This window comes from Ammoniphilus sp. YIM 78166 (genome assembly GCF_004522215.1).
Lineage (GTDB): Bacteria > Bacillota > Bacilli > Aneurinibacillales > RAOX-1 > YIM-78166.
The window spans coordinates 159,635-173,641 of sequence record NZ_SDLR01000005.1; the positions used below are offsets into that span (position 1 = coordinate 159,635).

Sequence of the window (14,007 nt, forward strand, 5' to 3'; positions counted from 1 at the left end):
CCTCTTTATTTGGCAAAAGCGTCTAGATTCTCGTATCTATTACTATGAATAACGTCAGAGACCAGATATCGATAGATATCATCTGCAATTTCAATTCCTACTCGTTCACTCTCCGCAGCCCTGAGTTTGCTTCCTAGGCCAGGATAAGAGACTTGCTCAAAACCTGGGGCGGGCTTAATCTCATTAATATCCTGCATCTTCTGTGTGATATTTCCCTTAAATTCATCGACAGCCGTGAAGAAGGCTGGATTAATCACAATATGAGTTTGCCCAAGATCTCGTCCCAGAGAAAGATCCCCATACAAAGGGCTTACGCGATTTCCGAACGGAAGCCCCATTAATACCCCGGATAAGATGTCTACCATCATGGCCAATCCGAAGCCCTTAGGTCCTGCAATAGGCAATAAACCGCTGACTTCGAAGGGATCTGTCGTCGGATTCCCCTGCTCATCCACTGCCCATGTTTCAGGAATGGAATCTCCATTTGCACGGGCCTGTAGAATCTTGCCCCAAGGCTTGACCGTCGTTGCCATATCGAATGTGATCATCTCTCCGTCTTCTCCCGGCGCTGCAAAGGCAATTGGATTGGTCCCGTAATATGGCTCCGCACCGCCATAGGGAACGGCCATAGGATCTGCTTGGCAAACAGAAATACCGATCATCCCTTCTTTTGCCGCTTGTTGCACGAAGTAAGCTAGAGCCCCGCTATGCGAGATTCGCTTCACCCCTACCATAGCAATTCCAGATTCTCTGGCCATGTTAATCGCTTCATCCATAGCCAACTTGGAAGCGACATGACCGGTGCCATTATCCCCATGAAACACAGCTGTACTCGGTCCTGTTCTTTCTAGGTAGAAGTAGGGATTCACATTGATGCCGCCTTTAGCAATTCTCTCGCAGTAGTACTCTACTCGAATGGCCCCATGGGAATGAATCCCTCTTGAATCAGCAAACACAAGCACATCTGCTACTCCTTCAGCATGCTCCCTACTCAGACCGGCCTTATGTAACTTGGTCTCGATTAATTCTATCAATTCTTGTTTGGATACTCTCATTTCTTCTCCTCCCCTATACTTTGCGAAACGGCAGCCGGCGCTAAGCATTCTGGCTACTCTAAGGAATTCATTTTATTCCTCTTATATTTCTCCATTAGACGGCCTTTAGCATCTAAGATATGATTGGCCAAAGCCTCCTCCGCCCTATAAATATCGCGAGTTCGGATCGCTTCGATAATTTCCCAATGTTCCATCGCTGCCTCTCGTTGGTCCACTTCACCTCTCACGTGGTAAAACCGGGCAATATGGAGATGGCAGTGCATACCTTGGTAAGCCTCTGTAATAAAAGAATTTCCGCCTTCAGCAACCAATGTATAGTGGAATTGATGATCATAATGGTTAAACTCAAGAACTTCCCTATAGGAAGCCCCAATTTTAATGGACATCATCTTTTCCGTTAAACGGGACAGCTCCTCTACTATGTTTAAGCGGTTGAAACGAATGATATTGCGAACCCCATACGTCTCTAATAGGATACGGGCTTCTAGCATCTGCTCCATCTTCACTTCATCCAAAATATCACTCACGCGATAACCCTTGTTTGGCTCAAAGATTACTAGATTCTCAGAGTGAAGGCGAGATAGTGCCTCTCTTAAAGGAATGGCACTTACGTTGATCTCCCTGCCTAAGAGACTAATATTGATCTTCTGTCCCGGGGATAAATGCCAGCCAAAAATCATTTCCTTCAGTAAGGTGTATACGAATTCTGTCGTCTCTCCCCGTTCCTTCTCCTTAATAATCATGATTCCCTCCTTTCCCACACGTATTGGTTTTCATGTATTTCTACTGCCCTTTTGGTAACATGGTTTTAAACTTTATCAAAGTCAAAATCAAATCATATATGATTTAAGAAAATAATACCAATTATTAAATATATAGTCAACACCAAATATTCATAAATGTATATAATTTTATGAATTCAAATTAGAAAATCCTCTTATTAAGCGGTTACACAAGGTATATTCTATATAAATTATATAAAATCACCCTAATAACAGCATACAAAGTTTTAAAAATTTTGATAATGACAGACTTGATTATATATGATTTATAGGTATGAAGGTGGAAATGGGGACTACCATCAAGAGCGATTCCCCAGCAATTTCATGCTGACTTTACTTTTCCTCTATGGAATACTAGGCTTACTAGTTTGATATGGAGGAATGACGCATGAAGTCATGGCTACCCTTGGTTTTAGCACTTTTTATATTTTTCCCTTCGTTTCCCTCTTCGTCCCATGCGACGACCTTAGCCACGGGATTCAAGGATGTTCCGCCCGCCCACTGGGCTGAGAACGCCATCCTCTGGGGTAAGAACACGGGAATGGTGAAGGGCTACCCGGATGGGACCTTCCGACCTGCGAAGCAAGTGAGTGAAGCGGAGTTTATGGTGATGCTGTTTGAGGCCTACCAACCTGCTGGACTTCACAGCTTTAAAGCAACTCGACACTGGTCTGATCCCTATTACCTTTTTGCGCAAAGTCGAAACTACCCTGCTCAGGGCTACCAAAAGGTGGAAATCCGAAATCTGGCGCTGAATCGAGAGCGTGTGGCTGAACTGATCGCCGGGGTGGATGGGGTTCATTTTACCGGACCACAGGCCATCCAGTACGTGTTAAGCAAAGGCTATGCGAAAGGGAAGGTGCCCGGCGTGATGAGTATCGAGGCCTTTAAAGGCAAGGATGCTTTGACCCGCGCAGAGGCAGTGCAGTTTGTAAAAAATCTAACCGAAAGCGGGATGCAAGAGCTAAAGCCCCGACCGGTCCAGGCGACCCCCCAATCTCAACTTCCTTCATTGCCCTCTTCGGAGCAGCCAGTCGAAGGAAAACCGCTTTCCTTCCGGGATATTGCTGACCTGGGTGAAAAAAGTGTGGTTATGATTGTCAATTATGATCAAAACGGGGAGGAATTTTCGTTAGGCAGTGGGATTAGCATTGGAAACGGTCTGGTGCTCACCAATGCCCACGTCGTGGAAGGTGCGGGGTCGATTGGCATCGTTACGCAGGATGAAACCGAAATCGAAGCTTTGGGCTTGGTTCGTTATGATGCGGACCTCGACCTGGCGATACTCAAAGTAAGCCAAGAGCTGAAACTTCAAGCTGCCCCGCTTGGCAGCTACCGTATGGTGCAAAAAGGCGATCCAATTGTCACCATTGGGAGTCCGGAAGGACTTATTAATACCTTGTCCAATGGGCTGGTGAGCGGAATTCGCAAAATTCCCTTTACGCCAGAAGGGGCTACTTTAGACATGATCCAGATCACCGCTCCGATTACCAGCGGCAGCTCAGGGGGTGCTCTTTTTGCGATGAACGGCTTGGTGGTGGGCATGACCTCCTTCGGAAACGAGCAGGGAAATTTGAATTTTGCCATAGCCATCGACCATGCCAAACCGTGGATCGATGAGCTAACCAAGATGCCTTTGGCCTCGATCCCGACGATTCCTTATCCAGAAATTGCATCGCAACCCGTGCATGAATCCCCCGTGCCACCCGCAGCCGAGCAGCCTGTAGAATTGACGCCGCCAGACAGCAAGCTGGCGATGACCGTGAACGGATATGTGAAGGATGCCCTCCTTCACCCGGTGGACCCTATTCTCTATGTGATTAATAAAGAGGAAAAAGGCATTTACCGCATCAATTATGAAACCAAACAAAGCAGCTTTCTGAGGCTTCCTTTGATGCCCGAAAAACTGTTTTATGCTAACAACGAGCTCTATGTAGCGCTAGCCACACGAAGCCATAGCTCGTATTGGTGGGATAACGAGCAAACAGGAGCGATTGCGATCATCAATCCCCTTGCCTGGGAAATAATGGATCAATTTGAACTCGACATCGATCCTTTTGATCTTGTTGTCGCTGATGGTGTCCTCTATGTTTCATCGGGATCCGGGCAATGGACGAGGATCAAAAGCTATTCCCGGGACAAAAAGCTCGAAATAGCCTCCCATTTGATCCGTCAGGGCAGCTATTTACAGCTCCATCCCGAGGGCGATCGGATCATCAGTATCGATACCGATAGCTCCCCAAGGGACATGCAATCGTTTCAGATTAGCAAGGGTCAATTTATAGACGTTAAAGATTCTCCCTACCACGGTGATTATGCCATGAGTCCGTTGATGCGCTTGTCACCAGATGGCCGATACATTTTTAATGGAGCCGGAACCATTTTCACCTCCTCCATGCACTATGTCACGAACCTTCAGCGAAGTTTTAGCGACGTTGCCTTCCATCTGACGGGAGACCGCTTCTACCTCGCCAGCAAAAATCGGATCATTGAATACCAATATTCCGATTGGGAGCCGGTAAAGGTTCATAAATTAACCGGGGAGTCGGACTTCTTGTTCTACCACCAGAACCAGCTGATCAGCGTGTCTAAGATCAACCTGCGGGGCGCCATCTACGGAATTGAAACCCTCGACCTGAAATAGAAGTAGGCCTGACCTTTTTCCACTAGGAAGAAAAGTCAGGCTTTTTCACGTTTGGGCAGACCCCACATTAGGCCAAAGTGCATAATCTGTTGGTAACTTTCGAAAAAAGGAGGTGTATACAGATGAGTCGACAGCTAAAGATTCGCCTAACGCTACTACAGCGGCTTCGCCGGCATGTAGGTCGAAATGTCTCCTTGGTAGCCAAGGACTTTGCTAGTGAACCCGGGTTGCTCCAAAGTGTAGGCAGACAATTTATACGCGTAACGGGTCAGCTCTTTGTCCCTTCTACGTTAGATCAAATTTTTCTTCATGCATTAGCTGCTAGAACAAGTACGATTCGGGTTAGTATTCGAACAACCTTTAGAGGAACGTTCACGGCGGGATTAGTTCATGTTGGAACTGATTATATCGAAATCATAGAGAGAAGAAATAAAACTTTGGTAAAAAGCTTAATTCCGTTAAATAAGATCGTTAGCTTGGAGAGAGTTTAGTTATTCTCTTCAAGAATGACAGGCTTCTTTTTGCAAAATGAATGATAGCTTAATCGAATCGTCATTATCACCAGCCAAAGAAAGAAACCTAACATCAATACCACACTAAATTTATGCTCTACATGGTGTGGCTTTACTTGCAAGAAAGAGGAAAGCTGAACGATTACATCATGCGGAAGCAAATTAAATAGAAAATACAAGCTAACAAACAATATGAGACCCCTTACCATCACCCAGCCCCCCATTCAAAAATGATTTTGTCGACTTCAACCATTGTACCATGAACCATAATTCTCACAAATGCAAAAGAAGGGATGGGGTGCCTCCCTTCCCCCCGCTATCGATCCTCGTTGAATAAGTTATTCCAAATTGCAGTGAAAGTTAGTCATTCTTAACCCAGATTTTTCGATAATTGGAACACCACCTAGGTCATAACAACCATTAACCGCTTCTGTCACTTTTAAATAACTCATATAGGAATAAGAAGCTATTAAGATTGCTCCAACCATAACTGCAATCGTTCCTATGATACTTATTCATCTTTCAGATGGTTTATTATAAGAGTAAAAATTCACATTCACGTCCCTCAACTTTTTATTCGTTTCTATTCTTGACTGATGAAAAAGGTAATCGTCCAGATAAAGACGATTTTGGCTATTTTGTGGTTGGTCAGTTCCAGGGAAAATTAAAAGAAGAGAATGGAAAATTAAAGAATAATAAGCTTATTATTGATACAGCTACTTTCACACATGAATTAATACAGATAAATGATCAAAATAAAGCAAAAGGATTACAGCCAAAGAAAGCTGTAATTAGCGATATTTAACTCCATAATAAAGATAGCCAAAAAAATCCGATGCGTGAAGTATCGGATTTTTCTTATTAATACTCCTGCAATGGTTTTCACTTTTTTGTTGCTACCTCTTAAGAAGGACGTATTAATACGACAAATAATCTTAAAAAAACACCGCCAAATAAAATCAAAAGTCACACTTATTTCATTAACCCCCGTTATGTTGAGAAATGAAAAACGGCTGTCAAAGTAGCCCTCTGGAAGTAACGATTCCCAGTAGTACAATAACAAAATATGGTAATACAGATTATAAGGAGGGATTGGATGTCAGTATTTGGTTACTTTTTTATAGTAATAGTCCTTATGCTTCTTTTCGGTTATCTTTACGACAAACGGAAAAAATCCAGAAACCACTATGACGAGCGGTATTATTCCAACCAAACAAATGTCATGTCAGAGCAATATAATAGTGAGTCAATCACTCGTATCAATAATAATAGTTCGGGTCGTGGTGCAAATTGAAATAGGACTAATATAGTCCTATTTTTTCGTAAACTGCCCTTCCCGGAGCAACAAAGCGAGGGACGGATGCCATCCCGTCCCTGTGCTATCGAAATACAAATATACAATAAAAACCAATAACTGTGGAACACTATACCCAAATAAAAGAAGGAGGACTAGGAAAAATTGAAGAAGTTAATTACATTATTATTACTTTGTATACCTTTGATTTTGCTTGTGGGATTTAAAAATCAAAAGGACCTCACAATAACTCATATCGAAACCACTTTAATTAAAAGCGAGAAGATTCTTCGATACGATTTTAGAATCAAGAACATTAGCAATAAACCAATTACAAGCAAATTTGATTATCCCGGTCACCATCCTTTTGGCTTACAGGTGGTAGTTCGACCTAATGAGAAATTAGAATCACTTATGAAAATGGAAACAAATACAAAGTATAAAAAGATGCAGCATAGGGGTTATGGTGGATCTGGGGGGTTCGATCCACAAAAAGAAGCCGCTTTCCATCTTGAATACGAAATTAAGGATCAAGCCGATTTAGATGAAGTAAAAAAACATGCTCTAGATGCCACTCTTGTTGTTCTAGATGGTATTAATGTTCTTGCTGAAATATCTCTAGATAACTAATAAATATAGGATTTTTAAACGTTTATAGGTGATCTGAGTAGTCACCTATTTTTTATTGTTGAAATCCGTTAGTTGAAAAAATGGGGATTTGAAACGAACTAAACTATTTAACCGACTCCAGTTTATTTAACCATTCTACAAACCATTCATAAGGTAATAGGACATTGGACATATCTAAGTTTTGTAGTTCTTCCCACTTATAAGAATTGCATAGATATAAGTCCCACTGACACTCTATATCTCTTGCAACAGAAATTGCATCATATTCATATTCATTTTCAAAATCAACATCTTCTAATTCAACTGTATAATCCCAACACCACTCCGCTAAATCCTGATGGGTAAATGTACTTTGTTTAGATATTACTTCGGTTAATAAACTTTTAAGGTTTTCTGGAGTGAAAGGAAGGGTTATCTTTTTCATTAACAATTAGTCCTCCTCACATTAAAAACGACATTTGATACTTAATAATAAAAGCAGTTTCCGTAACACTCCATTGTTGTGTTATCGAAGTAACGACTCCCGTTCACGGAATAAAGAATATCCTTTGTGGTTTGAAGAAATCCATGTTTTATTCAGTATATAAAATTTGAAAATGATGTTCTGGATTGCCAGAAGATACATATGCAATTGTCTGCGTTCCATCTGCATTCTTTCCTGAAATAACATAATAAATTGGATTGAGATTTTTCGCTTCACTTGGCATTCCTTCCAATTCAACTTCTTCAAGGTGTCTCAACTCTATTTTCTTCACATCTTTAATCTTATATAGAGTTTCAGCAACCTCCTTTGCTTGTTCTTGTGAAACAACAGGAGTACCTACATAATGTGGGGGATTTTTTTCTGTACAACCTGTGGTACTTAATGTAAGTAGTATCATTATTAGAAATACAATACGCATTTTCTCTCCTCCAACTAGATAAAATTGTTTTACTTTTTATACGTTCCCATCAGTTGGATGTTTCAGTAACTTGCCCAATAAGCAGAATAACAAACACGAGTTGCCCGAAGCAGCCCTTTGGAAATAACCAGTCTCATTAAATAAAGCATTAATTGTAAGTCTCAATCGTAGCAAAAATCCTTGAATACATTTCCTTTATATTTTCTTCGCTTGCCTCATCATTATAAAATCCTAAATACCAATATCTCCCTTCCTCGTTGTCAGACGAAAGATAACCAATAGCATAATGATTACTTATATTTTTTAATCCCTACTTTCTGCATACGTAACATCTTTTTCAATGAAGGGATGATAAGACTTTGTGGCCTCAATGAAGAAAAAGCCACTCCTTACTGCAACTGCAAGGGTGTGGCTTTTTGTTGTTGAGCTATCGAATCCCGTCTCTCAATGACGCCAAGCAAACGAAATTACAATTTGCTACTAACTGTCCCTACTTCGCTCTAGATCCCCGTTGAAAAAGACAATAAAATAACTTTTATTGTATAATATTATTATTTGCAAAAGGAGGCTCGTTCTTATGAAAATTTTACTTTTAGGTGCAACTGGACGAGTTGGAAGTCAAATCGTTACTTATACCCTGCAGGACAGACATCAAGTTACTGCATTAGTTCGCACTCCAGAGAAGATTGAAATAAATAATGAAAATTTAACCATTATTGAAGGGAATGTATTAAATAAAGATGATATCAAACGTGCAATGCATGGCATTGATGTAGTTATTAGTGCACTAAATACTGATGGCACAACCACGCTATCAGAAAGTATGCCAGTTATTATCGAAGCAATGGAAAACGAAGGTATAAAACGGATAATAACAATAGGAACTGCAGGTATCCTGCAAAGTAGAACCACGCCAGATTCTCTACGTTATCAGTCAAGTGAATCAAAGCGTAAGTCAACCCGTGCAGCGCAAGAACATCATAAAGTATACGATATTCTCAAACAATCAACCCTTGAATGGACGATTGTCTGTCCTACGTACTTGCCGGATGGAGAAAAGGTAGGCAAATATCGAGTAGAGCGAGATTTTTTGCCGGAAGGTGGAGTTGAAATATCCGTACCGGATACAGCAGAATTTACATATAGACAGATAAAAACAAGCGATTATGTAAAATCACGTGTAGGTATCGCCTACTAATAATAGTTAAACTCGTTTGTTGAAAAAGAAATGAAATGCGACAACAATCATTAACCTATCCAAAGATTAATTCAACGCTATTTATTTCTTCTAAGGCTCGAGGATTTATTTTTAGTGTACAAGTTCGTTCTCCAGTACCTCCGTCAATGAAGGGGTAGTGCTATAGGTACTTATCTATAACGAAAGGTAAGTTCAGACCAACCAATGGTATACTACCTACTTCAAATCCTGTTACTTTTTAACCGACTTGTCACAGGAAGAATTGGCTAGGATTGTCGGAGTTTCTAGGAACACCATTGGATTAATCGAGGCTGGAAAATATAACCCTTCATTAAATTTGTGCATATGTATTTGTAAAGCCTTATCTCGAACATTAGATGATTTATTTTGGGAAGAAGAACAGTAAAAAAGATGTTTGTACCTAAAGTGAGGTTCCTCTTACGTTATGGAGCCAAGCGTTGCTCGATGCTTACATTCAGGGGAATAAAATTGTGAGGGAATCTCATATTGATCGTGCGATTTATGAAAAACTGGCGATGTGGGTGACCATCCATCAGATGACACGTCAATGCCGTTGGCCGTTGAACGGACAATGAAGCTGGCTGCGGACAACCTTACCTGAGGGGGGGGGATCTACGCCACCCTACCTCCTCCCCTCTTGTCAGTTAGTGAGTTCATCGAAATAGAAGGGATAGAAGAATGATGATCTGGAGATCAGATATTGAGGAAGATGAATTCAAACTAAAACCACTTACTGATTCTGATATTGAAAGAGCAGAAGCTTTCTTTGATATTCAATTACCGATAGACTATATCTCTATTTTAAAGAAACAGAATGGCGGATCTATTCTTTATAATGCACATCCGTCACCAGTTCCTACTTCATGGAGTGATCATTCGGTTTATATCGATCATATCAGAGGCATTGGTGAGGGGACAAGCATACTGAGCAGTCCCTACTTGATTAAAGAGTGGGATTTACCCGAGGGGATCATTATCCTTAGTGGTGATGGCCATTCTTTTATCGCATTAGATTATAGAAACACTAAAACTGAGCCGACCGTTATCTATTTAGATCCTGATCAAGTAGTCTTACTCTCCCCCACTTTTAAAGAATTTCTTGACCATCTTTATATAGCAGAAACGGGAGTAGATTCATCAGATTTAAATCTATACACGACCCATGATTTGCAAATGGCCATACAAACAGACAACATAGACAACATCATCAGAGCATTGGATACCTTACCATACCAAATCGATACAGACTCCCTCACCTGGTTTGTTGAAAGGTTATTGATACTAAGCTCTCACCCCAACGAACAAGTAAGACGCTCGGTTGCGGAAGGTACAAACGCCTTATCCGATTTTTTCGCTCTAGACAGCGATGCACTTACTCAACTCTCGGATTGTTTCCTTCGTGACCAGAATGAGGATATTAACTATTTTGGCGGATTAGTTAAAGAGAAAATAAAAGAGTAACACAGGTTCTCTTTCAACTCTACCTAGATGCTCCCTTGACCGCCTCCACCGCCAGGAGGGAGGTTAGAGTCATCATAAGTGTTTCTCCTGCTATGTATTACTGCTTCTACTTTTCAACTTCTCTATTATCTAATGTTTTAGTTCATGTTCCATAATAACTCCCTCCTAATTTAGATTTAGATAAATTTTACAGTATTAATAATTTTTAAACTACCGTAATTTTGAGTCTTTTTGCATTAACCAACCCTATATTTGAGTAACAAAAAACGGATGCAGATAAGCAACTGTTTTTGAACTATGGACTCCCATTAACTCAATAAAGCCAAGCAAACAAAAAAGACCGCCAACCCTAAGTGAATAAGGATTTAACGATCCGTGTAGTTGTACAAATTGTTCTCAGCATAAGGGGTAATGGATTTCCCGAAAACCAAATAAGTTTTCTCTAAGCTAGTGTCAAAACTCCCTCTCTGGATGAGATACAGTTAAGAAAACCCAATTTTTGTAATGATATGCAATTGTTTAATCAAGTCGAAATAAACATTCATATGTTATGGAGAAGATTTATTAGAAACGAGTGGAGGTATGAAATGAAAAAACAAGTTAGAAAGGCGCGCACCAAACAGTCATTAACTGGGGTATGGAGATCTAGCACTGGAGCACATTACTATATTTGACAAGTTGGGAGAATAATTTGGTGGGCTGGACTCAGCGATGCTGGTAGTGGCACTTCTTTTACTAATGTATTTCGCGGAACTTTAGATACTGAAGATTTGGAGATTTCGGGCAGCTGGGTCGATGTTCCTCGTGGAGTAAATACTGGTCGTGGAACGTTAAGAATTGAGGTTGTCTCTAATACAGAACTTCGATTAATAAACCAAACAGGTGGTTTTGGAGAAACAAGGTGGACTTTTCTAAAGGCTCAGGGATCGGGTCTAAAGAAGTTTTCAAGAAAGAGATAGATTCGATTAGATCCGTTTTTGCCTATCCTGATTTTCTAACGGAAGCAAATCATTGCTTCCGTTTTTTGTGATCATTTGAGATGATAATACGTTCAAAAAGTCGATAACGATTTTTGTTGCTCTTTCAATTGTTTCACAATCTATTTAAGAATAATGTGAACATAGACGCTACAACATTCCCCAAAATAAATTGATTTGAGCAGTAAGGAAGTAGAGAAGCAATCCTACAGTCACCACCTTGATTATTTGTTTTGGAGACTGATATAAAACAAAAATCGTGGCTATCCAGAGTAAAAATTCCAAATTATTTTTAATACCAAAATACCAAAATCCAAATGCAAACGACTGTCTTGATATAAACATAAAAATAACGGATGAAATAAAAACAGCAATTATACCTTTTCCTTTTGCATACCAACAACCAAAAGCCAAAAATGGCGAAATAACAGTCATGACAATCCAAATCATCATATATGATTTAGGGAAAAATCCAGCTACCAGAACTGTGTATAGATAATAGCTACCTACCATGCCTACAAAAAACAAAAAAACATTTATGGCAGATCTAACAGGTGATTTGCTATACACAGATATTACTACCGCAAGGAAAATCCAAGCCCCCATGCGAGAAAAAAAGTTCCTAAAATCTAATATTTCAAGAAAATAGGGTAATAAATTACTTGGGGTTGTATCAAGCACCTTGGAAATTATGCCTAAAATAACCCCTACGATAAATATTAAAGTTGAATATAAAAAATTCCTTGATAGCGATTTTTTTATTGGTCTACGAATCTCATTTAAACTGCTTATCATTAGTTAACTCCCAAATATAAACAATACTTTATAAGGCAAGAAGCCAAATAAACGATGCATCTCATTAAAAAGAAGTTTAATATCCGGTCTGAGGAAAAGAGCATAATTTTTTTCATTATGTCTTAAAGGAACACCAATGGTATACTTCAATTCATTAGCAAAAAAGCCCGTTACAAACATTTGTTGTGGAAAATGAAGAATCCCATGGTAAACATTCCCGTTTAGTACAAACTCTTTAGTTGAAACAGAGATATTTGTTTCTCTGAATGGTGCGCCAAAATAAGCTTCTTCACCAAAATCATCAGTCAGGAAGATTTGATATCCCATTGAAGAAATATTTTCTAGGTATTCTGCTAAGTTGATATGTGGGTGTCCGTCAACATACGAAGCGATAGATTGTGCAATATCTGTTATTTTTTGATCGTTAGAGGGTTTTAATTTTTGCTGATAATACGAATTGGAGATTAAAAAAGCAAGAATACTACTCAACATCATGATTCCAAAGGTAAGGAGAACAAATTTTACGTAAAGAGATTTCATGTTCGCTTTGCCTCCAGTGAATATCCAACCCCTCGTACGGTTTTAATTTGAAAATCATCTGTTAACTTGGAAAAACGTTCTCTTATTCTTTTTACATGAACATCGACGGTTCGTTCTTCCCCGTCATAATCTAAACCCCATATCTGTTCAATGAGGTGGTCTCTGGAAAACACTTGCATAGGGTTTGACATGAGAAAATACAAAAGTTCAAATTCCTTTAAGGGTAAAAGTATAGTCCGGTCTCCGGTCTGAACTTCATAGCTTTTTTTGTCTATCGTGGTGCTGCCTATGCGCACAATGGATTCGTCTAGTTGATGATCATATCGCCGCAACAGGGCTTTTATACGAAAGATTAATTCTTTGGGTTCAAACGGCTTAACCAGATAGTCGTCTGTACCTGCTTGAAACCCCTGCTCTTTATCCTCGATTTGATTTTTTGCGGTTAAGAGGATGACCGGGATATTATACTGATCTCGAATTTTTTTTGTTAAAGTATAGCCATCCATAAAAGGCATCATCACATCCACAACGGCTAAATGACAGATTTCCTTCTTAAGGAACTGTAAAGCTTCCATTCCGTCCTTTGCTTTAAATACTCTAAAACCTTGCTCAGATAAGTGGATACATACTAGCTTTAAGATATCGTCATCCACAAGTAGAATGTTCGTCATCATGTGTACTCCTATGAAAAAATAGCCCAGCGCAAATATGGCAGTCTGATGTGACCTAGGATGAATTAAACTTCGATTCGAAACCATTTTTTTGATATAAAAGAAAAAAGCCTATCTTCTCTTAAAAGACGATGGGCTTTGCTTTGCTGTAGGATGCTGACCTGGTGGATAACTCAATACTAGCATGATGGCTCTTTTACTTTTTTCAGAAATCCGTTGATTTGAGGTCGATTTTTCTACGTCTCATGATGATTTGGCCCCTTTGAAGTCAATACGGGATGTTTTCTTCCTTAAAAAGCGATTATTTATTCATCATTCCCCCCGAATAGGGCCCGAGCTGCCCTGCTTTACAAGATGCTAGAGTGGATGGTCACAAATTTTTTTATATGCTCACAAAGTTTGGGCGGATGCTCACGAATTATAGCTAAATGCTTACGTGGCTGGAAGGATTACAAATTAGAAGCTGCTTTTGGTCACGAATTGGTGCCTATTGCTCACGTTCCTGTAATCACTTCAATTAGTCCC

Annotated in this window: 15 protein-coding genes; 7 read left to right on the plus strand and 8 right to left on the minus strand. The window is 39.9% G+C overall.

Translation table 11 applies throughout. From position 1 onward, the window contains the following. Positions 1–5 precede the first annotated feature (5 nt). A complete protein-coding gene (allD, locus tag EIZ58_RS21925; protein ID WP_134703067.1) occupies positions 6–1,055 on the minus strand; it encodes an ureidoglycolate dehydrogenase in 1,050 nt (349 codons plus the stop codon). Between the two features lie 53 nt (positions 1,056–1,108). Next, positions 1,109–1,798: a GntR family transcriptional regulator gene (locus EIZ58_RS21930; protein WP_134703068.1), complete on the minus strand. Its 690-nt coding sequence runs from the start codon at positions 1,796–1,798 to the stop codon at positions 1,109–1,111. Positions 1,799–2,225: 427 nt separating this feature from the next. On the opposite strand from EIZ58_RS21930, the gene EIZ58_RS21935 reads away from it, so the two are divergent. After that, entirely contained in the window at positions 2,226–4,481 is a 2,256-nt protein-coding gene (locus EIZ58_RS21935) for a trypsin-like peptidase domain-containing protein (RefSeq protein WP_134703069.1), read from the plus strand. A 122-nt stretch (positions 4,482–4,603) separates the two neighbouring features. Continuing rightward, positions 4,604–4,972, plus strand: coding sequence for a hypothetical protein (locus EIZ58_RS21940; RefSeq protein ID WP_134703070.1), 369 nt, complete (start codon positions 4,604–4,606; stop codon positions 4,970–4,972). Here EIZ58_RS21940 and EIZ58_RS21945 read toward each other — a convergent pair. Then, a complete protein-coding gene (locus EIZ58_RS21945; protein ID WP_134703071.1) occupies positions 4,969–5,202 on the minus strand; it encodes a hypothetical protein in 234 nt (77 codons plus the stop codon). The genes EIZ58_RS21940 and EIZ58_RS21945 overlap by 4 nt on opposite strands. Positions 5,203–5,582: 380 nt before the next feature. Here EIZ58_RS21945 and EIZ58_RS21950 point away from each other — a divergent pair, with 380 nt between their 5' ends. Both EIZ58_RS21950 and EIZ58_RS33715 read left to right on the plus strand, forming a co-directional pair. Beyond that, positions 5,583–5,798: a hypothetical protein gene (locus EIZ58_RS21950; RefSeq protein WP_134703072.1), complete on the plus strand. Its 216-nt coding sequence runs from the start codon at positions 5,583–5,585 to the stop codon at positions 5,796–5,798. Positions 5,799–6,452: 654 nt separating this feature from the next. Beyond that, complete coding sequence (locus EIZ58_RS33715; RefSeq protein ID WP_167577879.1) at positions 6,453–6,917, plus strand: hypothetical protein; 465 nt, start codon at positions 6,453–6,455, stop codon at positions 6,915–6,917. A gap of 103 nt (positions 6,918–7,020) precedes the next feature. Here EIZ58_RS33715 and EIZ58_RS21960 read toward each other — a convergent pair whose 3' ends face one another. Together EIZ58_RS21960 and EIZ58_RS21965 are read right to left on the minus strand one after the other, a co-directional pair. Beyond that, positions 7,021–7,341, minus strand: a complete 321-nt coding sequence (locus EIZ58_RS21960) for a hypothetical protein (RefSeq protein WP_134703073.1) — start codon at positions 7,339–7,341, stop codon at positions 7,021–7,023. Positions 7,342–7,489: 148 nt separating this feature from the next. Further along, the gene (locus EIZ58_RS21965) at positions 7,490–7,819 is read right to left on the minus strand and encodes a hypothetical protein (RefSeq protein ID WP_134703074.1); all 330 of its coding nucleotides are present in this window, start codon (positions 7,817–7,819) and stop codon (positions 7,490–7,492) included. A gap of 577 nt (positions 7,820–8,396) precedes the next feature. On the opposite strand from EIZ58_RS21965, the gene EIZ58_RS21970 reads away from it, so the two are divergent. The 3 genes from EIZ58_RS21970 to EIZ58_RS21985 all read left to right on the plus strand — a co-directional run bounded on the left by EIZ58_RS21970 (position 8,397) and on the right by EIZ58_RS21985 (position 10,499). Continuing rightward, on the plus strand, positions 8,397–9,017 hold the full coding sequence (locus EIZ58_RS21970; protein ID WP_134703075.1) for an NAD(P)-dependent oxidoreductase: 621 nt from the start codon (positions 8,397–8,399) through the stop codon (positions 9,015–9,017). Between the two features lie 247 nt (positions 9,018–9,264). Further along, entirely contained in the window at positions 9,265–9,423 is a 159-nt protein-coding gene (locus tag EIZ58_RS21975) for a helix-turn-helix transcriptional regulator (protein ID WP_134703076.1), read from the plus strand. Positions 9,424–9,716: 293 nt separating this feature from the next. Next, entirely contained in the window at positions 9,717–10,499 is a 783-nt protein-coding gene (locus EIZ58_RS21985) for an SMI1/KNR4 family protein (protein ID WP_134703077.1), read from the plus strand. 1,127 nt (positions 10,500–11,626) lie between these two features. Here the strand turns inward: EIZ58_RS21985 and EIZ58_RS21990 are convergent. Genes EIZ58_RS21990 through EIZ58_RS22000 form a run of 3 tightly spaced genes read right to left on the minus strand, consistent with a single transcriptional unit; the run spans position 11,627 to position 13,482 of the window. Continuing rightward, entirely contained in the window at positions 11,627–12,271 is a 645-nt protein-coding gene (locus tag EIZ58_RS21990) for a hypothetical protein (RefSeq protein WP_134703078.1), read from the minus strand. A 3-nt stretch (positions 12,272–12,274) separates the two neighbouring features. After that, a complete protein-coding gene (locus EIZ58_RS21995) occupies positions 12,275–12,811 on the minus strand; it encodes a hypothetical protein (protein ID WP_240689309.1) in 537 nt (178 codons plus the stop codon). Next, entirely contained in the window at positions 12,808–13,482 is a 675-nt protein-coding gene (locus EIZ58_RS22000) for a response regulator transcription factor (RefSeq protein ID WP_134703079.1), read from the minus strand. Before EIZ58_RS22000 ends, EIZ58_RS21995 begins: the two co-directional genes overlap by 4 nt. Positions 13,483–14,007: the final 525 nt, after the last annotated feature.